Raw genomic sequence first — 23,690 nt, forward strand, 5'->3', positions numbered from 1 at the left:
CGGTTGCTGCTACGCTTTATCTGATGGCTTTTTAGGCGAATAATCATTATCCTGCGGCGCAATGCGTTGAATTTAATAAAAGTCCTGATTCGCATAAAAATATCACTTCTGGCGATGGTTCACAGGGATTAGGGGTACAGCAACAAATGGATTTATTAAAATTCTTACTTCGTCTGCCTTTTACATTGATAAAAGGTGTTTTCCGCGTGCTGGCTTTTGTTCTGGGCCTGCTGGGTCGTGTCTTCAAACCGCTGGTCGGGAATATTGACTGGCGGGCGCCTGCCTGGTGGACAGCCACTTCCGGCTGGCTGAAGCGCAGCTTTACGCGGATGGAAAATGGCGTAGATAAATACCCGAAAGCCATCAGTCTGGCGATTCTGGTTTTGCTGTGCGCCGCAGGTGCTGGCGTTTACGGCTGGCACTGGTGGCTCAATCGTCCGCAGCCGATAGAACCGGCGCCGATGGTTTATCAGAACACCAGCGTGAGCGTCAGCGGCCCCGAGTCCGTCAATTACGCCGCGCAAAAGCCTGCACCGCAGCAAGTCATTTTCAGTTTCCGCCATTCTGCCGCGCCCGTGACGGAAGTGGGCAAAGTGGTCGAAAAAGGGATTTCCCTGAAACCTGCCACGGAAGGTGAATGGAAATGGGTAAGTGGTTACACCTTAGTGTTCACGCCTAAAAATCCGCTGCCGATGGGCAACAAATATGATGTGAACTTCACCCCTGATGTGCTGCTTGCGCCACAAATTAAACTGGCGAAAACTCGCTATGAATTTTCTGCCCCGGCTTTCGGTTATCAGTTGGGTCAGGCCGAGTATTATCAGGACCCGCAGGATCCCCAAAAACGCAGCGCGATTTTTAACGTTAAATTCAACGCACCGGTGGATGTCGCCAGTTTCGAAAAACAGATTTCGCTTGGCCTGACCGAAGGGAAAGCCAAAACCGGGACGAAACTCAATTATTCTGTGGTCTATGACCAGAAGAAACTCAATGCCTGGGTACATTCCGAACCGCTGAAATCGCTGGATCACGGTGGTTCCGTGCGTGTCATCATTGGCGAAGGCGTGAAAGCCTCTGTACCCTCAAATGCCACCGCGCAGGCGAAGAATGGCGTGGTGTCCGTGCCGACGCTCTATAGTCTGACGGTGAACGAAGCCAGCGCGCAGGTGGTGGATGCCGATGGCGCGAAAGGCCAGCGTGCGCTGATCGTCGGGTTCAGCGACGCGGTCAAAGACAAAGATATCCGCCAGGCGGTCAAAGTCTGGTTACTGCCACAGCATAATCCAAACGATCAGGACGAAGCCAAAGGCCCGGATGATTACGCAAGCTGGGCAGTCGATAGCGTCGAGAATAATGTGCTCGCGCAGTCCACGCCGCTGAATATCCAGCTCAATGACGCGGAAAGTGATTATCAGCCGCAGTTCAGCTTCCGTTTCGATGCGCCAGCCCATCGCGCCATGCTGGTGGAAATTGACAATATTCTGACATCTTCCGGCGGCTATAAAATGCCGGAAAAAGTCTACCGTATCGTCCAGGTTCCGGATTATCCGAAATCCCTGCAATTTATGTCGCAAGGCTCGCTGCTGTCGGTCAACGGTGACAAGCAAATCAGCGTCGCGGCGCGTAACGTACCGGGGCTGCGCCTGGACATCAAACGGGTGATCCCGAGCCAGCTGCAACACATCGTGTCGTTCAAAAGTCGTGAATATTCATCGGCGGAATTTAACCGTCTGAATGACGAGTATTTCACCGAGCACTTCAAATATCAGACGGCGGTGAATAACGACAAGCCGGGTGAAGTGAATTATCAGGGCGTCGATCTTTCGCGTTATCTCTCCACCGATCCGGCGTCGCATCGCGGCGTATTCCTGCTGACGCTGTCGGAATGGGATCCGAAAAAGAAAGAAGTGAAACCGGAAGCTGATGACGACGGCAATGTGTATCAGGATGAAGACCAGAGCGGAGATGAAGCGCCGGTTGGCGATTCGCGATTCGTTGTTGTCACCGATTTGGGGATTATTGCCAAGCGTTCGCAGGATAAAACACGCGACGTATTTGTGCAGTCAATTCACAGCGGTACACCGGTGGCAAATGCGAAAGTCTCGGTTATTGCTAAAAACGGCGTCACGCTGCTGACTCAAACCACCGGTGCTGACGGGCATGTACGTTTCCCGGCGCTGGACGTTTATACCAGCGAGCGTCAGCCGGTGATGTTCCTGGTGGAAAAAGAGGGCGATGTCTCCTTCCTGCCAGCGGACCGGAATAACGATCGCGGCCTCGACTTCTCCCGTTTTGATGTTGATGGCGAAATCACCCCCAATGACCCGCGTACGCTGAGCAGTTATCTGTTCTCCGATCGCGGCGTTTATCGTCCGGGGGATACCTTCAATATCGGGTTGATCACCCGCGCTGCCGACTGGAGCAACGGGCTGACGGGTGTGCCGGTGCGTGCGGAAATTCACGACCCGCGCGACAAGCTGATGAGCACCATCCCGCTGACGCTCGGTGCCAGCGGTTTCAATGAGCTGAGTTATACCACTGACGATAATTCACCTACCGGTGAATGGAATGTCTATCTGTATCTGATCGGCAAAGACAACGAGTCTTCCACTTTGCTGGGACATACCTCAGTTAACGTCAAAGAGTTCGAGCCGGATCAGCTGAAGGTGAAATTGCAACTGACGCCGGAGCGCAAACAAGGCTGGGTGAAACCGTCAGAATTGCAGGCCAATATTGACGTGCAGAACCTGTTCGGTACGCCTGCGCAGGACCGGCGCGTGACCTCGAAACTGACGCTGCGCCCGATGTATCCGAGCTTCGATCAGTTCCCGGATTACGCTTTCTATGAGAACCGCCAGAACAGCGACGGTTTCGAAACGGAACTGGAAGACCGCACGACGGATGAAAAAGGCGCGGCGAATATCCCGCTGGATCTGAAATCTTACGCTGACGCGACCTATCAGTTGCAACTGCTGTCTGAGGCGTTCGTGGCCGGTGGCGGACGTTCCGTGGCCGCAACGGCTCGGGTGCTGGTATCGCCGTATGATTCTCTGGTCGGCGTAAAAGCCGACGGCGATTTAGGCTATATCAACCGCGATGCAGCGCGCCATCTGAACATTATTGCGGTCGACCCGTCACTGAAACAGATTGCGTTGCCGGATCTGAAAGTCGCGCTGATTGAACAGAAATACATTTCAGTGCTCACCAAACAGGATTCCGGCGTTTACAAATATCAGTCGAAAATGAAGGAAGTGCAGTTGTCGGAACAGCCGCTGTCACTGACGGCGCAGGGCAACGACCTGACGCTGGCGACGGATAAACCGGGTGATTTCGTGCTGGTTATTGAGGATGCGAAAGGCAACGTGCTGAACCGCATTGGCTATACCGTGGCCGGCAACGCCAACCTCAGCCGTTCACTGGACAGGAATGCCGAACTGAAGCTGAAACTCAATCAGGCGGAGTACCAGCCGGGTGAGGAAATCGAGGTATCCGTTAACGCGCCGTACACCGGCAGCGGGCTGATTACCATCGAGAAAGATAAAGTCTACAGCTGGCAGTGGTTCCACACCGACACCACCAGTTCGGTGCAGAAAATCCGTGTTCCTGCAGGCATGGAAGGCAACGGCTACATCAACGTGCAGTTCGTGCGTGATGTGAATTCCAATGAAATCTTTATGAGCCCGCTGAGCTACGGCGTGATGCCGTTCAAAATCAGCACTAAAGCCCGCCAGAACGCTCTCGAGGTCAACGCGCCTGAGGTGATTAAACCGGGGGAAAACCTGGTCATGACGGTGAAGACCGACGGCCCGCAACAGGTGGCGCTGTTTGCCGTCGATGAAGGGATTTTGCAGGTGGCGCGTTATCGCCTGAAAGATCCGCTGGAGTACTTCTTCCGTAAACGTGAACTGGGCGTGGAAAGCTCGCAAATTCTGGATCTTATCCTGCCGGAATTCAGCAAGCTGATGCAGCTCGCCGCCGCGCCGGGCGGTGACGCCGGTGAAGGGCTGGATCTGAACGTCAATCCGTTTAAACGTAAGCGCGACAAGCCGGTGGCGTACTGGTCGGGCATTACCGAAGTGAACGGCGAGAAGCAGTTTGATTATCCGGTGCCGGATTATTTCAACGGTAAAATCCGCGTGATGGCGATTTCCGTGACGCCGGACAAAATCGGTAAAGCGCAGACCTCGGCAACCGTGCGCGATAACTTCATCATGACGCCAAACGTGCCGTCGATGGTGGCACCGGGTGATGAGTTTGATGTCAGCGTAGGTGTCAGTAACAACCTCGAAGGGCTGAACGGCAAAAGCATTCCTGTTGCTATCCACCTGACTATACCGCCGCAGCTTGAAGTGGTGGGCAAAACCGATCAGAACCTGTCGCTGGCTGAAAAACGCGAGGGCGTGATTAATTTCCGCTTACGCGCCAAAGCCTTGCCGGGCGATGCGCCGCTGGTGTTTGAGGCGACGTATGGCGATAAAACCAGTCGCCGCACGATCAGTACGTCGGTGCGCCCGGCAATGCCGTTCCGCACGCAGTCGGTGATGGGACGCATGAACGGCAGCAGCCAGAACGTCGATAATCTGCGTCAGATGTTTGATGCTTACGCGGTGCGTAAAGCGGCGGTGTCCAACTCGCCGCTGGTACTGACCAGCGGGTTATCCCAGTATCTGGCGGATTATCCGTATTACTGTTCTGAGCAGATTGTCAGCCGCTCGGTGCCGCTGATCCTCGAAACCGTGCATCCGGAAATGCGTGGCAATCTCAGCCCGGCGGACAGCAGCAAGCAACTGAAAGATATGCTGGGGGTGCTGCGTTCACGACAGAACGACAGCGGCGCGATTGGCCTGTGGCGTTCATCGCCGCAAACCGATCCGTTCGTCACGCCGTATGTAGTGCAATATCTGCTGGAAGCCAAAGCGGCGGGCGTTGCGTTGCCAGCCGGTATGCTGGAAGAAGCCAATTCGGCACTGCGCGAACTGGCGGGAAATCAGAATGATGATTTGTATACCCTGCGTCTGCGCGCATGGGCGGTTTATTTGCTGACGCGTCAGGGTGAAATCACCACCAGTTCGCTGGCCTCGGTGCAGGACACCTTGCAGCAGCGCTATCCGGACACCTGGAAAACCGATCTCAGCGCGATGTATCTGGCGTCTTCTTACCGTCTGCTGAAAATGGATGATGAGGCGAATACGCTGTTGCAACCAACGTGGGCGCAACTGAGCAAGGCGTATGACAAAGCCTGGTGGACGCAAAGTTACTTTGATCCGCTGGTGCAGGACGCGACGCGGCTGTATCTGATCACCCGTCACTTCCCGGAAAAAGTCTCCGCGATTCCGCCACAGGTGCTGGAAAATATGGTCAAGGCACTGAAAGAGGAACGCTACACCACGTATTCCTCGGCAATGAGCATTCTGGCGCTGGAGAGTTATTCCGCACAGGTGGCGGCGCAGGCCACGGCACCGGATGCGCTGAAAATTACGCAACTAAGCAAAACCAAAAATGTCGAACCGCAGCTGATTTCACAGGTTCAGGGGCTGTTTGCTAAAGCGAATTTCACCGCTGACGCGCAGGCACTTCGCATTGAAAACGGCAATAACGCGCCCGCCTGGTACGTGGTGACGCAGGCGGGTTACGATCTGGCAGCGCCGAAGAAAGCCATTTCCCGCGGTCTGGAAATCACCCGCGATTACACCGATGAAAAAGGCAACGCAGTCACGCAGGTGACGCTGGGGCAGAAGATCAATGTGCATCTGAAAGTCCGCGCCAACTCGCAGGAAGGGCAGGACAATCTGGCGATTGTGGATTTGTTGCCGGGCGGATTCGAAGTGGTCCAGCAAACGCCACCGGAACCGGAATCTGACAGCAGTGATGAAAACAGTGAAGCAGAAGCTTCAGCGTCCTGGCAGTCACCGCTGGCGGCATCGGGTTCTACGTGGGCACCGGATTACAGCGATATTCGTGAAGATCGCGTGGTGATTTACGGCAGCGCCAGCACCGATGTGCAGGAGTTTGTGTATCAGATTAAAGCCACCAACACCGGCAGTTTCGTGATCCCTCCGGCTTACGGGGAAGCGATGTATAACCGTGAAGTTCAGGCGTTGTCGGTCAGTGATAAAAAACTGGTGGTCGTGCCGGCTGATGAAGCGGCTGTTGCTAAAAAATAACACAATGCAGAAGCCCCGCCGCTGATGGCGGGGCTTAACCTGTTCTGAGTAGCAAGATGATCACCTTTCGCGCATTTTCTAAAACAGCCAAACGTCTGCTGCAAAACATCGCGATGGCGGTTTTTTTACTGGCGATGATTATTGTGGCATGCCGCCTCTGGCCACATCCGCTCCTTTCTCAGGGCCAGCCTTTTTCCACCGTCTATTATGACCGTCAGGGTACGCTGATGCGTATCACGCTGGCGAACGACGACCGTTATCGCCTCTGGACGCCACTTGAACAGGTTTCTCCGCTGGCGGTGAAAAGCTTGTTGCTGCATGAAGATCGCTGGTTTTATATCAACCCCGGTTTTAACCCGTTCAGCCTGATGCGGGGGTTCTGGCGCAGCTATGTGACGGGTGGAAAGATGCAGGGCGGCTCCACTATCACGATGCAACTGGCGCGGATGCACTGGCATCTGAACACCCGCACGCCATCGGGTAAAATCATGCAGGTTCTGCGCGCGGTGCAACTGGAACTGAGTTATTCCAAACATGACATTCTCGAAGCCTATCTGAATACCGCACCGTACGGGCGAAATATTGAAAGCATTGGCGCGGCCAGCCTGATTTATTTCAACAAAGCCCCGAAGGATCTGACGTTACCGGAAGCACTGACGCTGGCGGTTCTGCCACAATCGCCGAGCTACCGTATCGACTCTAAAACCGGTGTTGTCGGTGCGGCGCTGACGCAGGCTCGTAACCGGCTTTTCCAGCGCTGGCAGGCCCATTATGCAACCGACAGCAGTCAGACTTCATTGTTCAGATTGCCGCTGGCACTGCGCCAGCCCGAACAGATGCCTTATATTGCGCCGCATTTCATCGAGCAGTTACGCCAGCAGAACCCGCAAATTATCCGCACGGATACCCGTATCGACACCACGCTGGATGCCGGTTTGCAGCGGCTGATCGAGCGGCAGGTGAATGCGTTTATCACCCGCAACGAAAGCCGTGGGATTCACAATGCTGCTGTTGTGCTGGCCGATACCCGTGATATGGGGGTGCGTGCGCTGGTCGGTTCCGCCGATTACTACAACCGTACGATTCAGGGGCAGGTGAACGGCACCAATGCGAAACGCTCGCCCGGTTCGGCGCTCAAACCGTTTATTTACGCGCTGGGCATGGAGCAGGGCGTGCTGCATCCGATGACTATTCTCAAAGATGTACCTTCAGCATTTGGGGCATATGCGCCGGAGAATTTCGACCGGCGATTTCTCGGACCAGTGACTGCCACCGATGCGCTGAACTTCAGCCGAAACATTCCGGCCGTGTATGTGGCTTCACAGCTTCGCCAGCCGACGTTCTATCAGTTTCTGCGTCTTTCCGGCGTGGCGGATATGTCCAGCGAGAACCATTATGGTTTATCGCTGGTGCTGGGCGGTGGCGAAGTGACGATGCAGGAACTGGCAAAACTGTACGCATTGCTGGCGAACCGTGGCGTCTTACAGCCGTTACGGATGCAGAAATCCGATCCGCGGCAGACAGCGCCGGTCAGGTTACTGAGTGAAGAGGCCAGTTTCATCACCCTCGATATGCTGCGCCAGCACCGCCGTCCGGGCGATACGCTGGCACAGGCACCGTCTTCACTGCCGGTTTACTGGAAAACCGGCACGTCCTGGGGCTTTCGTGATGCCTGGAGCGTGGGGGTTTTCGGGCCTTACGTGCTGGTTGTGTGGGAAGGGAATTTCGACAGCAAAGGCAACAACGTGTTTGTCGGTGCCGATGCGGCCGCGCCGCTGTTCTTCAATATTATCGACAGCATTACCGCCAGTTATCCTGATTTGCAGGAACCCAAACGCCCGTTTCCCAAAGGGTTGAAAAGGGTGGATATCTGCCTGGCCAGCGGTGATTTGCCGACGCCGTGGTGCCAGCAAAAAGGCAAAACCTGGTTTATTCCGGGCAAGTCGCCGATCAAAGTCGATACGGTTTACCGCCCGGTGCGCCTCGATAAACTGACCGGTGAAGTGGCATGCCCGCCTTATGAGGAGGACGAAACCCGTACGGAAGTGTTTGAGTTCTGGCCATCGGATCTGGCGAATGTTTTTGCACAGGCAGGGTTGCCAAAACGTAAGCCCCCGGCGAATCACTGCAAGGATGAGGGCGTTGACGTGAGTGGCAATCCGCCACGCATCACGTCACCGCTGAAAAATACCACCTACACGCTGCGGCAGTCACAGCAAGGCCGTGACCGGATTTCCTTTAATGCGGTCACGGATGCGGACAGTAAAACGGTGTACTGGTTTGTCGATGACATCTACCTCGGCAGCTCCGCCAGCAAATCCGCTATCGACTGGCGGCCTATCAATAACGGCCAGTATCGCATTCGCGCGGTGGACGACCACGGGCGCGCGGACAGCCGGTTGGTGAGTATTGAGATTGTGAACTGAACAGCGTGGCAGGCTTATCGGATATCTATTTTCAAGGTCGCCATCCCACTGAATTCGCCGGTATCCAGCCCGCCACCAATGAGGTTAATTGGGTAAGCCGTCATAGAAATGTTTCCCATACCGTTTTGATTCATGGGTAAGTTTCCAGATTCAAAAGGGATCGCTGTACCGCTGGCATTCTCAACGCGAATGCCAATATCGGCTTTATTGTCAGAAGGCCGGCGTCTGGCGACCAGCGTGTACTGATCTGTCAGGTCGTCCCCCTTCAACAGCATGGCAAGCTGTGTTCCTGCCGGGATCTTCGGCAATCCATTGGCTGTGCAGTCATACGTAATGTTGAACGTTACAGGAATAAACCCTCTGGGAGGCTGATTGAGCGTGGTGAATTTATTGGTGGCGATGGCACCGAAATTGACCGTGATCGTTTCACCTTTATTGATTTCGCAGCTTTGGGGTACGGTCAGTTTTCCGCTGACGTAGACGCGGGCAACAGGGGAGCCAAGCGGCGGGGCGGTCACTATGGCCGTACCTGATGACAAATAAATCTCAGCGATCTCTGTTCTTGGTATATCCAGTTCTCCGATAAAAGGGGTGGTGATATAAAAAGTTAATGAGCCTTGAGAACCAATGTTGAGGCTGGCACGGGTATTTTGCTGCACGCAAACGCCGTTATTATTTGCATCTGTGTGATGCGTGGCATCGCCAAGTGTTTTGGTCGTCGGCACCGGAACATCAGTTGCCGGAGGCAGATCAAGGCTTGCTTTGACATCAATGTGGTCATTAATTTTGTAATATCCCGGCTCAGTTCCCTTAGGTAAGGCGGTTTTTACGGTGTACATCAGTAGTACTCCACTGCGGCTGCTGGCATCGTTGTCGGTACAATTGCAGGCAATGGTGTAATTCTGCATTCCACCATTCATGTTTTTTTCATACTTTTTCCCTCTCTCGTTGTCCGACGCGGGGATGTCTTCATGAAGAAAGTTTTCATAACTCACGCCGGCACCATTTTCTGGCGAGCACATTGCCGATCCCGCTTGTGCGAGGGATGAAAAACTATTTATGGCGATCCCCAACAGTGCGAGCTTTATGAGTGATGTCAGGTTGTGCAAAACCTGTTTTTTAGTGTGCATGAATTATCCTTAAATACACTGAGCCGTCAGCGAATTCACCTGAGAGGTTGAGGCAGAAATGTTGAGTTGAGCCTGACATTGCTGAGATGCGTTATTCCCCCATTTGACATGAAGTAAAACGGGTTTTTCTAACGGGATACCTGACAGATAAACGACGCCGCCCTCATCCACGATATTGCTTTGTTTATCAGTGGCCGCCACGGCACCAAACGGGACTGTGGCCCCGTTTGGTCTGACAAGTGTCACCAAAACTCTGGCCCCCACTCGGGCATCAAAATGTGCCGTCACCATGGCGCCGGAATTCGGGATCACAATGGCTGAGGTATTTTCGATATCTACGTCGTCAGGCAGGGTGGTGGTGTCCATGGCGATACGGTTTTCGTTATACGCAGTCAGATACGGGACGACAGCAAAACCACGCCAGTCTGTTCTGACGCCAGGAAGATTTTGCAGACGTGCCCCACTGGCCCCATTGGTATCTATTAATGCAAAGGAATCACCGAGGGGTTGAGACAAAGTGGCGCCCCGGGAATGCGCCACGATCCCGCCGGCAATGCCGTAGCTGAGTTGCTGAGAATCCCTGCTGTAATTGTAACCTGCGTTGAGATTGCCAAAGGAGGAGCGGTAAGAAGAGTAAAGGTTGCTGCCGCTTTCACTGTTATGATCGGTATAACTTTGCTGAACTGAATAGCTCAGGCGACGATCGTCAAGCGCGGTTCCGCTTAATCCAACCTGATGCCGTGTCCCTTCGCCTTTCTGGTGAGAGACATTGTATGTCCCCCAGCTTTGTGGCAACCAACGGCTGAGCGGAATACGGACGTTCAGGGATATCTGTTGATCGTTATCCTGATCCTGTAACTGGCTGTAGGAATAGCTCAGGTTATAGCTGATACCAAACAGACTGTTGTTTAAGCCCAGTGAGAGATTCTTCTCCTTGCCGCTGTTGTTCCAGTAGTCCTGTTTGTATCCTGACAGATACAGGCTCGCGCCTTGCCACAATGTCTGATTGATATTGAACTGGATTTTACTGCGTTTGTGATAATCAAGTTCCGGAGCATTGTCGCCATCAAGATATTGTGTAGACTCATCGAAGTCGTAATATCCCGCACTTGAGTACCGATAGCTTGCCAGACTGAAATCTGTGTCGGTCATTTCAATATTTTTCGAATACTGGACGCGATATGACTGACCTGAGGTGGTTTGATTATTGTCCAGTGTGGAACGGGCATGGGTAACATCAGCCGAAATGCCGCCCAGCCACCGGAGGTTATAACCAATACCGATGAGTCCTGAGAGGTAATCTTCAGATACCACAGAGCCACCGTAGGACGTAATGGTGTTTGAAAGACCATAGATAGCCGTACCTTGAGCAAAGGTTGGCTCTTTCTCATTGTTATCTGTCGCGCGATAAGTCCCCGCTGTTGCGCTGTATTTCAAACGACCAGGGCGTTGCATGATGGGAATCGCTGAAAAAGGCTGATTAAACCGGCGTTCAGTCCCGTCAGCTTCTTTCACCGTTATCTCAAGATTTCCGCTGTAGGATGAGGGATAAAGATCGTTAATCTCAAAGGCACCCGGAGGGACAAAAGACTGATAAATAATGTGATCATTTTGCCGGATAGTGACTTCTGCATTTGAGTTTGCAATACCCCGTATGGTGGGTGCGAAACCGCGCTGGCTGTTTGGCAGCATATTATCGTCAGAAAAAAGCTGAACCCCGGAGAACGGGACACTGCTGAGGATTTCTCCGGAGGTCGAATTTTCACCGATTTGGAATTTTGATTTTAAGGTTTTGATATCCCGTTCGGCGTAGGTTGAGATCGTATCCCAACGCTTCTCATCTCCGCTGTTGCTGTAAGTCGTGTAATTACGTAAGCGCCACGGGCCTACGTTGAAGCCATTTTGCAGATTCAGGTATTGGCTGGAATCATCACTGCCATTTCGGTAACTCCGCTGGCCGCCTGAATAGGAATAATTTGAGAAAAGTACAGGCGCGCCATCATCCCATTTTTCCGGATCAATATAGTCTTCAGCTTTTTGAAGGATCGCTGCCTGCGGAATGCTGAAATTAAGCTGCATGAGGTAGAAATCAAATTTGACGTCTGCAGCAGGGATATATTGTGCAAGCGAACCCAAAGGTGCGTCCGGCTGATGATTTTTTAACGCCGGAAACGCATCAACATTGACGCCCAGTAACCGCAATATATCAGGCGTGATCTGTGGCTCAAGCGTGCCGTCTGGTTTGGGCAAGTAGCTGATTGAATGACGTATTTTTAATTTTTTATTCACATACAATGCAGTGTCGTAGTTACCTGGTAACTGTGCCTGGTCATTACTCTGGAACAACGAGAGGTCGACATCCCCAACATCACCGGCTTGACGCTCGATGAACTGAGGATCGAAATAGACATTTTCTGAACGGGCCGGGTGAGCGGCGAGTAATCCCAAAGCCGTACTGGCCAGCAGGCCACCCAGTTTTAGCACGAGCGGCGCGGAGGTCTTTTTAATATCTCCAGACAAGCTCTTCTGTAAAAATTTTTCATCCGTGAGCATAGTTTTCTCGTGCTTCTGAGTTGCCGTAATTAGGCGATTGCTGTGAGTTATGGCGTGGCTTTATTGGTCCGGTTACAAAGGTTGCTCATATCGTTCTGTCGTGCCGCCATAGTCATTTATCGCTTCCCATTTCACACTGTTGCCTGAGATTTTTGCGGGAAGAATGACATCCAGCTCGCTCAATGGCGCAATCATGGCCACCTCTTTTAAAAAAGTTGAGCCAATGCTGAGTGAACTGAAAACAACGTGATAAGGGCTCTGATTCTTGATAACGAGATGCCCGTTATTTCTGGAGAAAGTGAGCGCTTTCGGTGCTTCAAACGATTTTCCGGGCAGTTTTGTTGGCCGGTAAAAAAGCTTTATCCGCGTATTGACCACCAGTTTAAGTTCGTTTTTTGTATTTTTAGGCGTTGAAGGTATCGCTTTAACATTGATATAGAAAACGGACTCTCTGTCTGTCGGGAGGGCGCTGCCGTTATAGGAAATGCGCAGGTTACTTTCCTGTTGAGCATTCAGTCGAAATAGTGGCGGGGTGATAATAAAAGGACCGCGTGTTTTTTCTCCCCCCGCATCAACCCACGATTGTATGAGGAAAGGATTGTTATCGGCATTGTTTTTAACGGAAAGGGTAGCTTCCCTTTTATCTGCGTCATAAATAACGCGTGTCCGTCCGACAATAATTCCGCCGGCATAGGTTATTTGTGATGTAACTACTGAAGTTATAATGAAAAGTAATGTTAATATTTTTGACTTACCCATTCGAATATGAATCCTTACAGTAGCAATATATTCATGCGGTAATTGAATAAACGTATAAGAAATGCCCTGTAGAATTAATTTTTTACAGGGCAAGGCTCAAAGTACTTATCTGTAATCGAGAGTGACTTTCACGCGCGCGTCTGCCGCACCGGCAGTGATATCGCCAGGCAATTTAAACGACTCATAGTATGCGAGAAGGTTGACATTCATAACCTTTCCGGGGATTGGATAGATGATGTCAGGTAATCCGTTGATTTTCATTATCTCGTTGGTTTCTGCATCTTCGATTCTGATGCCGACACCATCCGCCATTTCATCACCGTAATCATTGCCCAGTGCAATCAAATCAGTGGTATCAGCAACGGTATCTGACTCCAGCCATATCCGGAAGTGAGGAGTAGGATTACTTTCAGTAACGACAGGACAGTTATCAAGTGGCAGGGTAAAAGGGATCTTCGGAGAGAGATCACCAATTTCCTGGAATTGAGCTGCTGAATAAGTCCCTAAAGGTATATTGAGCTCTTCACCCCCATTGATTTCACAGGCCTCTTCAACAATCGCACCCGTAAAATTAATAGCGCCATCGATTGCATAGCTATTTGCAGCCATAGCCAAAAATATCCCACCCGCTAAGAGCTTGAACTTGGTTTTCATTTTTTGCGTCCATTCAGAAATAAAAATTAGTGGTTAATCTAAAGATGACTTTATCGGATTAAATAAAGTGAATTCATCACCTTCAGACGCCGGATTCTATCAAGTGTTCTATACATTGAATAGTCGGTGGCATCCTGTCTAATTAAATGATAATGAGTTTTTAATCTGAAATATCACTGTCTATGATCTTTATGGTTTGGTTAATTCATTCAAATGATCAGTTGGTGGGTAAATGATCTATTTCTCAAATAAAATATTATCCTTATCGCTTTATTATTAATCAAACGAATAAGTAAAATCACCAAACTTTTATCCCCACGGGCACACTGAGATGATCATTTTCCTGATACTTTCAGCAGAAATGCTCAGTTAATGACCAGAAAAACGGACGAGCAGGTTTGCAGAGCGGGACACCCCGTAACAAACCAACCTTCGCTTGCGGAAGACTCCTCTGATATTGTTGATAAATTAGGAAATCCATAATCATTGTTACAATTTCGACTAGAATATATACCATTAAACGCTGTCTGTTTTGGCTGACTTTTCTAACAATACAAGCTTGAGGCATTCACGCCTTTGGGAGATTTAAATGCAAGAAAATCACAAGATTCTGGTGGTCGATGACGATATGCGCCTGCGTGCACTTTTGGAGCGTTATCTGACTGAACAGGGCTTCCAGGTGCGTAGCGTTGCCAATGCTGAACAAATGGACCGTTTGCTGACCCGTGAGTCATTCCACCTGATGGTTCTGGATCTGATGTTGCCTGGCGAAGATGGTTTATCTATCTGCCGTCGTCTGCGCAGCCAGAGTAACCCGATGCCGATCATCATGGTGACGGCGAAAGGGGAAGAAGTTGACCGTATCGTGGGGCTGGAAATTGGTGCCGACGACTACATTCCTAAGCCATTTAACCCGCGTGAACTGCTGGCGCGTATCCGCGCAGTCCTGCGCCGTCAGGCCAATGAACTGCCAGGCGCACCTTCTCAGGAAGAAGCGGTGATCTCATTTGGTAAGTTCAAACTGAATCTCGGCACCCGCGAAATGTTCCGTGAAGATGAACCTATGCCACTGACCAGTGGTGAGTTTGCTGTGCTGAAAGCGCTGGTAAGCCATCCGCGTGAGCCACTGTCCCGTGACAAGCTGATGAATCTGGCGCGTGGCCGTGAATACAGTGCGATGGAACGTTCTATCGATGTGCAGATTTCCCGTCTGCGTCGTATGGTAGAAGAAGATCCGGCGCACCCGCGCTATATCCAGACTGTCTGGGGTCTGGGCTACGTATTTGTACCGGACGGCAGTAAGGCATGAAGCGAATACGCTTTTCACCGCGTAGCTCGTTTGCCCGAACACTGTTATTAATCGTCACCTTGCTGTTCGTCAGCCTGGTGACGACCTATCTGGTGGTGCTGAACTTCGCCATTCTGCCCAGCCTGCAGCAGTTCAATAAGGTATTGGCATACGAAGTCCGTATGCTGATGACTGACCGGCTGCAGTTGGAAGATGGGACGTTGCTGGCGGTTCCACCGGCATTTCGTCGCGAAATCTACCGCGAACTGGGCATTTCTCTTTATACCAACTCTGCGGCCGAGGAGAGTGGCCTGCGCTGGGCGCAGCATTACGAATTCCTCAGTCAGCAGATGGCGCAGCAGCTCGGTGGTCCTACTGACGTGCGCGTCGAGGTCAATAAAAATACCCCGGTGGTGTGGCTGAAAACCTGGTTGTCGCCTGACATCTGGGTGCGGGTTCCCCTTACTGAAATCCATCAGGGTGATTTCTCTCCGCTGTTCCGCTATACGTTGGCGATTATGTTGCTGGCGATTGGTGGCGCGTGGCTGTTTATCCGTATACAGAACCGCCCCCTGGTTGAGCTGGAGCATGCGGCGTTGCAGGTAGGGAAAGGCATTATTCCGCCGCCGCTGCGTGAATACGGTGCGTCTGAAGTGCGTTCGGTGACGCGGGCGTTTAATCAGATGGCTGCCGGTGTCAAACTGCTGGCCGATGACCGTACCCTTCTGATGGCGGGCGTCAGCCATGATCTGCGTACGCCGCTGACGCGCATTCGTCTGGCGACCGAAATGATGAGTGACGATGACAGTTATCTCGCCGAGTCGATCAATAAAGATATCGAAGAGTGCAACGCGATTATTGAGCAGTTCATCGATTATCTGCGCACCGGACAGGAGATGCCGACCGAGATCACCGATCTTAACGGTATTCTGGGCGAAGTGATTGCGACGGAAAGCGGTTATGAACGTGAGATCGACTCTGGTCTGGCGGACGGCGAATTGCTGGTCAATGCTCATCCGCTGTCTATCAAACGTGCCGTGGTGAATATGGTGGTGAATGCCGCCCGTTATGGCGACGGCTGGATTAAAGTCAGTAGTGGTCGCGAATTGCAGCGGGCCTGGTTCCAGGTTGAAGACGACGGCCCGGGCATTGAGCCTGACCAGCTTAAGCATCTGTTTCAGCCATTTGTGCGTGGCGAAAGTGCGCGAACTACCAGCGGAACCGGACTCGGGCTGGCGATTGTTCAGCGCATTATTGATGCCCACTCAGGCACGCTGGATATCGGGAAAAGTGACCGCGGGGGATTACGAATTCGGGCCTATCTGCCGTTACCGGTTGAGATGCTGAAAGCGGTGGCGGTACAGCAAAAACTGGTTTGATTAAGGGGAGCCTTAATGATCCCTTTTATTCAGACAGGTGAAAGTTTCGGTTTCTCAATTTCGGCGATCACTTATCGCGCTGCGGCAGCTGAAACATAGCCAGCGCGGAGCGCGCAATAGAGCCCGGGATTCTTAAGGGGGGTGGCGATAAGCCACCTTTAAGACCGGAGTGCGTGGCAACCCACGGTTTAACAGCAGCCCAGCCGCTGGCTTAATTCTTCCTGCTCATCACATAATACTCTGCCGCTTCTTCCCGCCATCGTGGTGTTTCCGCCGTATCCCATGGATTAACTAACACCACGCCCGTGTGGGCAAACACTTCTGCGTGATCCGTGGCAAGCCCCGCCTGATGGTTCAGGCAGATTGCCGCGAGCTGCATATCACGCTCCGCCATCTCAATATTGGCCGCCTTCGATAAGGCCATCACACGCGGGTAATACAGCGCGCTGGCCGCATCAAACGGCAACAGCCTGCCCGCGAAATCCTGGTTCATCATCTCCAGCAAAGCGTCCGAAAGCGCGGCTTTCGGCTGATTCTCCGGCAGACTATCCGCCCAGCTGAAAAGCGCCGCGACGCTCAGGCTGGTCAGATACAGTTGTGTGGCGTCCTGCGCGTCCAGCCATTGCAGCACGTTCTTTTGCGGGAAGGGGCTAATCATCTCAAGGATGACGGCAGTATTGAGGATGATCATTTCGGTGGCAGTTCCAGATGTTCCACGCTCAGGGAAGAAAAGCGCTGGCGCAGCTGACTGCCCAGACCAAAATCAGGCACTGTAGTGGTCAGCGCCTGTTTTAGTATCAAACGTGCTTCTTCTTCCATCGAATGGCCTTTTCTGGCCGCCGCAATGCGCAATAATTCCTTCACATCATCATCCAGATTACGAACGGTAATCGTCGCCATATCAGGCTCCTCTGACAGCAATGCTGTCATTCTGAAATGCCAGCTGTGCTGGTTGCAATAAAAAAGGCGCGGAAGCCCGCGCCTGATAAGAGTTTGCCAGCAGATTAGCGTTTCGGTCCGGCACTGACCAGTGCGGCGCCAGCCGGGGTATCGGTGTATTTGTCGAAGTTATCGATAAATAACTGTGCCAGATGTTCAGCTTTTTCCTGCCACTGTTCACGGCTGGCGTAAGTATTGCGCGGATCCAGAATATGCGTGTCGACGCCCGGCAGCTCAACCGGCACCGCCAGATTAAACAGCGGCAGCGTGAAGGTTTCCGCATCATCAATGGTGCCGTTGAGGATCGCGTCGATAATAGCGCGGGTATTTTTCAGCGAAATACGTTTGCCTGTACCATTCCAGCCAGTGTTCACCAGATAGGCCTGAGCGCCTGCAGCTTCCATGCGCTTCACCAATACTTCGGAATATTGCGTCGGGTGCAGCATCAGGAACGCCGCACCAAAACAGGCAGAAAAGGTTGGCGTGGGTTCAGTGACACCGCGCTCAGTTCCGGCCAGCTTCGCAGTGAAACCGGACAGGAAATGGTATTGCGTTTGCGCAGCTGTGAGACGGGAAACCGGCGGCAATACGCCAAACGCATCGGCCGTCAGGAAAATCACTTTACTGGCGTGACCGGCTTTCGATACCGGTTTCACGATATTTTGAATGTGATAAATCGGGTAGGAGACACGGGTATTCTCAGTCTTGCTGCCGTCATTGAAGTCGATTTTGCCGTCTGCGCTGACCATCACGTTTTCCAGCAAGGCATCGCGTTTTATCGCACCGAAAATTTCCGGCTCGGCGTCTTTGCTCAGTTTGATGGTTTTGGCATAGCAGCCACCTTCAAAGTTAAAGACGCCGTCATCGTCCCAGCCGTGCTCATCATCGCCGATAAGCTGACGCTTCGGATCGGTGGATAGGGTGGTTTTGCCGGTACCGGAGAGACCAAAGAACACCGCCACATCGCCTTTTTCGCCGACGTTCGCCGAGCAATGCATTGAGGCGATACCCTGCAATGGCAGCAGATAGTTCATGACCGCGAACATGCCTTTCTTCATTTCGCCGCCGTACCACGAGCCGCCTATCAGCTGGATACGCTCGGTCAGATTGAAAGCGATGAAGTTTTCAGAATTCAGGCCCTGTTTCTGCCAGTCCGGATTGGTACATTTCGCGCCGTTCATCACGATGAAATCAGGCTCGAAATTTTCCAGTTCATTGACTTCGGGCCGAATGAACATGTTCTTGACGAAATGTGCCTGCCAGGCGACTTCCGTAATAAAGCGTACTTTCAGGCGTGAGTCTGCATTGGCACCGCAGAAGGCATCAACGATAAACAAACGTTTCCCGGATAGCTGCTTGCTGACCAGCGCCTTGAGTGATGTCCAGATTTCCTGCGACAGCGGTTTGTTATCATTTTTCCCTTTGCCCTGATCAGCCCACCAGAGCGTATCGCGTGTGGTGTCATCACGGACGATATATTTATCTTTCGGCGAGCGGCCGGTGAAAATGCCAGTATCGACATTCACTGCACCGAGCTCTGTCACCTGCCCGCGCTCATAACCTTCCAGGCCCGGGGCCGTCTCTTCTGCAAAAAGAGTTTCGTAATCAGGGTTATAGACAATTTCGCTATTCTGGTGGATCCCATACTGGGAGAGTGTTTCGGCGGTGATCCCGATAGTGGTAGGCATTTCCCTGCTCCTTGCTGAATTTGAATCCCGTAAATAGGGATAAATCAGTTGCTATTGTAGGTATATATCGCTTTTGTGCCACGACAGCTCTCAAAGAATAACGGTAGATGTGAATGTTTTTCCAGAATTGTGATGAAAAACCCGAAAGGTGTGCAAATGAGGTTATGGAATAGCAATAAAAAAGGGACTTTTCAGTGAAAAGTCCCTCAGGCTGCGCGTGTTAACGATCAATGAACGTGGTCATCTCCGGAATGAACGTCGCCGCCAGCTTTCAGTGTCGCCATATCCATCGCGTCAAATTCATAGTCCGTACCGCAATAATCGCAGTGCATCTCTATTTTTCCATCAGTTTCCAGCATGTCGAGCACATCTTCATCCGGCAGCGTCAGCAGCGCTGCTGCACAACGTTCGCGGGAACAGGTGCAACGGAAACAGACATTCTGCGGTTCATACAGGGTGACCTCTTCCTGATGATACAGACGATAAAGCACTTCGTTGGCAGGCAGGGTCAGCAGCTCTTGCGCCTTGATGGTGGTGGTCAGCTGTGCCAGATGGCTGAACTCTTCCGGATCAGTATCTTGCGCTGGCAGAACCTGCAACAACATGCCGCCTGCAGCAGGCTGGCCTTCAACTTCACCTGTGCGGATGAAGATGCGGGTTGGCAGCTGTTCTGACTGCATGAAGTAGTTTTCCAGACACTCTGCCAGGTTTTCGCCTTCCAGCCCCACGACGCCCTGATAGCGTTCGCCGACGGTCGGAGAAATCGTGATCACCATGTAGCCGTTGCCAATCATCTCTTTCAGCGAGCTGCCTTCGGTAATGTCACCCTGCAGACGTGCGACGCCGCGCAGTTCCTGCTTGTTGTTACCGTTGATCACGGCCAGTTTCAGCGGACCATCACCTTGCAACTGCACGGTAATATCGCCGTCAAATTTCAGGGTGGCAGTCAGCAGGCTGGTCGCCACCAACATTTCACCCAGCAGATTGCGCACTTCTGCCGGATAGTCGTGACCGGCAATAACCTGCTGGAAAGTTTCTTTGAGCGAGACCAGTTCACCGCGAACGGCGTGATGATTGAACAGGTAGCGATGCAGTTGGTCGTGATTAGACATAATTTTCTCTCTGTTTAGCGAACTCAAATCCTTCATCCCTCCTGGAAGGACTTTGGATTTATTCAGAATCGCCATATTTAAATTTGATCAGGTTGCGGCGTTCCTTTTTGTCCGGACGTCTGTCCGGATGCGGCATCGCGTTCATTTTGCGTGCTTCGGAGATTTTTTCCCGGCTGGCAATGCTCGCCTCAGTTTCCTGATACAGTTTCTGTGCTTCTTCTGCACTACGGCGCTGAGTGGTCAGCCCCAGAACGATGATCGTTTTTGAGTCATTTCCCTGACGCAATGTAATTTCGGCATTCAGTTCCATCAGCTTGCTGGGTTTCCCCCGCTGACCGTTGTAATGCACTTTGCCGCCATCAATCATCTCGCGTGCCAGCGCGCGGGTCTTATAAAAACGAGCCGCCCACAACCATTTATCGAGGCGCACTGCATTATCGTCGTCTTCCGTTTTACCTTTCATATTCTTCCCCTGAGCGTACCGGTGTTACTTAGCCGGGCCTGTTACGGGGTGAATTGCAGGCAACAGGCTGCGGTAATCATTGATGGAAGGATGTCCTTCAAATGACTTATTTGCCATGGTCGAGTCCGGATTTTCTATACCCAGACAATAGCGGATGCCGAAGGTTTTTGCCGCATTCAGGATCGGTTCACCGTCATCGACAAATAATGTCCTGTCGGGATTAAAGCCCGTTTGTTGCTGAACTGCAGACCACAGCCGCTGATCTTCCTTCGGATAACCAAATGTGTGGGTGGAAAGTAATAAATCAAGGTGCTGGTCTAATCCGGTATGTTCAATTTTAACGGAAAGACTGTGCGGATGCGCATTGGTGAGCAAAATTGTCTGTCGTCCGCTTTCACGCAGATGAGCCAGAAACGGCAGCGTGTCGTCGCGAAGACGCGCATTTTTGCCGATGCTCGTCGTCATCTGGTAGATATCCAGACTCAGCCTTTCACTCCAGTAGTCGAAGCAATACCAGTTCATGGTGTGCTGGACGGCAAGATATTCGTCATGAATTAACTGGCGCGCGTTTTCAAGCGGGATCGCACGCTGCTGGCTAAGGGCAAGAGGGACATCCTGCAACCAGAACTGGCTGTCAAAAGCCAGATCCAGCAATGTGCCGTCCATATCCAGTAAAACAGTATCGATGCATTGCCAGTCAAAATCGGGGGGCATGAAGACTCCAGGTTCTTGCGGCTGTGAGAAACCGCAGGGGTGAACAGATGAAAGCAGGGAAGGGCGTCAGGGTAGCATAATCTGACCGGGTGGCGCAGGGACACCCGGTGGTTTTCAGCCCAGTTTTTGCACGGGGATTGGCATTAATGTGGGATGAAAGCAGGAGTTATAATATTGCTGAATATCGTCGATTCTGCGCTTATCTTTGATGAAACGGCGGGTAAACAGCACGAGATTGACCGCCAGAACACCGATTAACAGTAACAGTAATAAGCTGGTGCCCAGATAGCGCCAGAGCGTTGAGATATCCGGCTCGCTGTGCAGCGAAATGTGACGGGTTCCGTTAGCATCAATGCTGATACTGGTGATCACGCCCTGCGCACTGAACGGTGTATGTAGCAGGAGTGTCGATAATTGTTGCAGTTGCTTCCACTGCTCCTGAGGCGGGTTAGCAAACACGCTGACCGGAGGCGTGGGCATTTCAATCAACTGGCGTCCTTCATCGTTACTGATCAAGAATCCGCCCGGTGGCGGGCTGTTAAGGCTGTCAGCGGCGCGACGGGTTTCCTGAACAAAGAAAGAAGACGTTGCGTTATTCACCAGTTCACTCAGCGATTGCGCGCTGACCGGACGCAGCAGAACGTTAATCCCCTGCAATGTGCCTGCTTTTGCCCGCTTCACCAGCGAATTCCAGTTGCTCGAATTGCCCAGATTCACCAGCGCATTTTTCAGACGAACACAATCGTTGCTGTTTCCGCATAGCGTTTCGGTTTTCAGCACGATATCCGCGAAATCATCAAGCAGGATCATCCCGGATTTCTCGATGGCGGTAGCCAGTTGCGGGTTAATGTTTTGCTCGGGCGTTTGGTTCTGGCCGGGATGCAGCTGGTTGTTCACCGTGGTTTGCAGCGCTGTAGCTGCATCAATAATTTCTGACTGCGGCACCGGCAGCGGCGTCGCGGTATTCCAGTAAATCGCGGAACAATCAAAAGGCATAAAACCGGATGCAGAACGGCTGGCCGCCGGTGGCACATAACACATGCCGGTACCCTGAACTTTCAGGGTGTCGCCGACGCGCAGGGCAGCCTTTTCCAGTTCCTGTACGCTGTTAACCTGCGAACTTTGTGCACCCTGCAGCCAGGCTACGCTGAGTTTGAGCGGCAGGCCAAGCGGCACATAAACCAGTAACGCCAGCAGCAAGAGGAAAGCGCTGGTGGCGAGCACCAGGTTTCTTCCCCACTGCTGGAGCGGGAATCTTTTCACTTCCTCGTGCAGTGTCAGATAGCTTCCCTGGCGGACAACGTGGCTGTTCATATAGACTTCCACGTCCGTTGGCTGTCCGAGATCACGACCAATATAGGGCTGCCAGTGAGGCGGATAAATCAGGTCTACCGCACCGAGCGAAATATTGCTGATATCACCTTGTTTGGATTCACCGAACAAACCCCAGCGTTTAGGTAAGCCGCGCAGGCAATGAATTTCCTTACGATTCTTACCTAAACGTTCAGACACAAACCGCCAGATAACCCAGGCGGCTAATCCTGCCGAAATCACCAGCAACCAGGGCAGAAATATCACCGGACTTTGCAGTGTGATGAAAAGCAGAAGCAGAATAGCGGAAACAGCCAGCGCTTCTTTTACACCATTCGAACGGGTCAGCGCATGCTCTTCACGTGTTTCGCGACGCACTTTGACCAGTTCAATATGCTCGCTTTCTTCATGACGGATAGACGCATTTTGCGGCTGAGAAGGTATCACCGCCGAAACCGGCGCCGGGCCTTCGTAAACGTGCTCGGTCAGCGTATGACCGTTGAGTGAAATCACCAGCGGCAGAGTCTGTGTTTTGATCAGCTCGACCTGGTTTTCCTGAGCAATGTATTGCTCCCAGAATGGCGGCAGGTGAATTTCAGTAGAATCGAGGAAGTAACGCCATTTGTTAGGATCTTCGCTCGCCACCCCATAACGGGTGATCGCGCGGGTCAGGCTATAAACATTTTCGCTTTTGGTGGTCAGCGTCAGTTTATCGCGCAGGATAATCAGATTATTGCGGTGGGTGATCGGTGTCTGGCCGAGGCCTTCATTTTGTCGCAGATAGCGTTCTACTGCGTCGCGTTCTTTCTGGGAGAGTTTGCGCTGACTGGGTGTGGAAAAACGCACGACTGACTCGCCGCGTTGGCGGCGACGCAATACGAGCCAAAAATAAGACGCTGTGGCAATAATTGCGATACACAACAACACCAGTGTCACGACTACTGTGCTCATCCGATCCCCGTTCAGACGTGGGTGACTTACGTCAACTCTGTGAAAGTATTATACATATAACGAAATGCACATTCTGCGCATGGGTGCTTTTTGATAGGAATTTTATTATTGTTAACCTGAATCGCGTGCACAAAAATACCACGCTAGAGGATACCTGCA

The 23,690-nt window shown here is 52.0% G+C and carries 15 protein-coding genes; 4 read left to right on the plus strand and 11 right to left on the minus strand.

Annotated features, from left to right (window positions below; all coding sequences use genetic code 11):
- Positions 1–146: 146 nt before the first annotated feature.
- Both AACU55_RS02105 and pbpC read left to right on the plus strand, forming a co-directional pair.
- Positions 147–6,164, plus strand: coding sequence for an alpha-2-macroglobulin family protein (locus AACU55_RS02105; RefSeq protein WP_134706568.1), 6,018 nt, complete (start codon positions 147–149; stop codon positions 6,162–6,164).
- A gap of 56 nt (positions 6,165–6,220) precedes the next feature.
- Positions 6,221–8,590: a penicillin-binding protein 1C gene (gene pbpC / locus AACU55_RS02110; RefSeq protein ID WP_134706569.1), complete on the plus strand. Its 2,370-nt coding sequence runs from the start codon at positions 6,221–6,223 to the stop codon at positions 8,588–8,590.
- A gap of 14 nt (positions 8,591–8,604) precedes the next feature.
- Here the strand turns inward: pbpC and AACU55_RS02115 are convergent, their stop codons facing one another.
- The 4 genes from AACU55_RS02115 to AACU55_RS02130 all read right to left on the minus strand — a co-directional run bounded on the left by AACU55_RS02115 (position 8,605) and on the right by AACU55_RS02130 (position 13,686).
- Positions 8,605–9,720, minus strand: coding sequence for a fimbrial protein (locus AACU55_RS02115; protein WP_037033682.1), 1,116 nt, complete (start codon positions 9,718–9,720; stop codon positions 8,605–8,607).
- Between the two features lie 9 nt (positions 9,721–9,729).
- Positions 9,730–12,240, minus strand: coding sequence for a fimbria/pilus outer membrane usher protein (locus AACU55_RS02120; protein ID WP_240785673.1), 2,511 nt, complete (start codon positions 12,238–12,240; stop codon positions 9,730–9,732).
- 105 nt (positions 12,241–12,345) lie between these two features.
- Positions 12,346–13,032, minus strand: a complete 687-nt coding sequence (locus AACU55_RS02125) for a fimbrial biogenesis chaperone (protein ID WP_037033679.1) — start codon at positions 13,030–13,032, stop codon at positions 12,346–12,348.
- A 105-nt stretch (positions 13,033–13,137) separates the two neighbouring features.
- The gene (locus tag AACU55_RS02130; RefSeq protein ID WP_013573598.1) at positions 13,138–13,686 is read right to left on the minus strand and encodes a fimbrial protein; all 549 of its coding nucleotides are present in this window, start codon (positions 13,684–13,686) and stop codon (positions 13,138–13,140) included.
- Positions 13,687–14,275: 589 nt separating this feature from the next.
- On the opposite strand from AACU55_RS02130, the gene ompR reads away from it, so the two are divergent.
- Together ompR and envZ are read left to right on the plus strand one after the other, a co-directional pair.
- On the plus strand, positions 14,276–14,995 hold the full coding sequence (gene ompR, locus AACU55_RS02135) for an osmolarity response regulator transcription factor OmpR (RefSeq protein ID WP_009635740.1): 720 nt from the start codon (positions 14,276–14,278) through the stop codon (positions 14,993–14,995).
- Positions 14,992–16,353, plus strand: coding sequence for a two-component system sensor histidine kinase EnvZ (gene envZ / locus AACU55_RS02140; RefSeq protein WP_013573600.1), 1,362 nt, complete (start codon positions 14,992–14,994; stop codon positions 16,351–16,353). Before ompR ends, envZ begins: the two co-directional genes overlap by 4 nt.
- 211 nt (positions 16,354–16,564) lie before the next feature.
- Here the strand turns inward: envZ and AACU55_RS02145 are convergent, their stop codons facing one another.
- From AACU55_RS02145 to AACU55_RS02175, 7 genes are all read right to left on the minus strand, one after another.
- A complete protein-coding gene (locus tag AACU55_RS02145) occupies positions 16,565–17,044 on the minus strand; it encodes a twitching motility protein PilT (protein WP_013573601.1) in 480 nt (159 codons plus the stop codon).
- A complete protein-coding gene (locus AACU55_RS02150; RefSeq protein ID WP_013573602.1) occupies positions 17,041–17,253 on the minus strand; it encodes a FitA-like ribbon-helix-helix domain-containing protein in 213 nt (70 codons plus the stop codon). Before AACU55_RS02150 ends, AACU55_RS02145 begins: the two co-directional genes overlap by 4 nt.
- Positions 17,254–17,357: 104 nt before the next feature.
- Positions 17,358–18,980: a phosphoenolpyruvate carboxykinase (ATP) gene (pckA, locus tag AACU55_RS02155; RefSeq protein ID WP_013573603.1), complete on the minus strand. Its 1,623-nt coding sequence runs from the start codon at positions 18,978–18,980 to the stop codon at positions 17,358–17,360.
- A gap of 227 nt (positions 18,981–19,207) precedes the next feature.
- Positions 19,208–20,092, minus strand: coding sequence for an Hsp33 family molecular chaperone HslO (gene hslO / locus AACU55_RS02160; RefSeq protein ID WP_037033672.1), 885 nt, complete (start codon positions 20,090–20,092; stop codon positions 19,208–19,210).
- 58 nt (positions 20,093–20,150) lie between these two features.
- Entirely contained in the window at positions 20,151–20,555 is a 405-nt protein-coding gene (hslR, locus tag AACU55_RS02165; protein ID WP_013573605.1) for a ribosome-associated heat shock protein Hsp15, read from the minus strand.
- Between the two features lie 24 nt (positions 20,556–20,579).
- Positions 20,580–21,269 (minus strand): GMP/IMP nucleotidase, encoded by a 690-nt coding sequence (gene yrfG / locus AACU55_RS02170; RefSeq protein ID WP_037033670.1) that lies wholly within the window; start codon positions 21,267–21,269, stop codon positions 20,580–20,582.
- Positions 21,270–21,383: 114 nt separating this feature from the next.
- Positions 21,384–23,531, minus strand: a complete 2,148-nt coding sequence (locus AACU55_RS02175) for an intracellular growth attenuator family protein (RefSeq protein WP_014411507.1) — start codon at positions 23,529–23,531, stop codon at positions 21,384–21,386.
- Between the last annotated feature and the right edge of the window lie 159 nt (positions 23,532–23,690).

This window comes from Rahnella sp. CJA17(1/100) (assembly GCF_963881615.1).
Lineage (GTDB): Bacteria > Pseudomonadota > Gammaproteobacteria > Enterobacterales > Enterobacteriaceae > Rahnella > Rahnella aceris.

Coding starts and splice junctions, on each gene's coding strand:
- AACU55_RS02105 (WP_134706568.1), top strand. CDS start 147: ATGGATTTATTAAAATTCTTACTTCGTCTGCCTTTTACATTGATAAAA.
- pbpC (WP_134706569.1), top strand. CDS start 6,221: ATGATCACCTTTCGCGCATTTTCTAAAACAGCCAAACGTCTGCTGCAA.
- AACU55_RS02115 (WP_037033682.1), bottom strand. CDS start 9,720: ATGCACACTAAAAAACAGGTTTTGCACAACCTGACATCACTCATAAAG.
- AACU55_RS02125 (WP_037033679.1), bottom strand. CDS start 13,032: ATGGGTAAGTCAAAAATATTAACATTACTTTTCATTATAACTTCAGTA.
- AACU55_RS02130 (WP_013573598.1), bottom strand. CDS start 13,686: ATGAAAACCAAGTTCAAGCTCTTAGCGGGTGGGATATTTTTGGCTATG.
- ompR (WP_009635740.1), top strand. CDS start 14,276: ATGCAAGAAAATCACAAGATTCTGGTGGTCGATGACGATATGCGCCTG.
- envZ (WP_013573600.1), top strand. CDS start 14,992: ATGAAGCGAATACGCTTTTCACCGCGTAGCTCGTTTGCCCGAACACTG.
- AACU55_RS02145 (WP_013573601.1), bottom strand. CDS start 17,044: ATGATCATCCTCAATACTGCCGTCATCCTTGAGATGATTAGCCCCTTC.
- AACU55_RS02150 (WP_013573602.1), bottom strand. CDS start 17,253: ATGGCGACGATTACCGTTCGTAATCTGGATGATGATGTGAAGGAATTA.
- pckA (WP_013573603.1), bottom strand. CDS start 18,980: ATGCCTACCACTATCGGGATCACCGCCGAAACACTCTCCCAGTATGGG.
- hslO (WP_037033672.1), bottom strand. CDS start 20,092: ATGTCTAATCACGACCAACTGCATCGCTACCTGTTCAATCATCACGCC.
- hslR (WP_013573605.1), bottom strand. CDS start 20,555: ATGAAAGGTAAAACGGAAGACGACGATAATGCAGTGCGCCTCGATAAA.
- yrfG (WP_037033670.1), bottom strand. CDS start 21,269: ATGCCCCCCGATTTTGACTGGCAATGCATCGATACTGTTTTACTGGAT.
- AACU55_RS02175 (WP_014411507.1), bottom strand. CDS start 23,531: ATGAGCACAGTAGTCGTGACACTGGTGTTGTTGTGTATCGCAATTATT.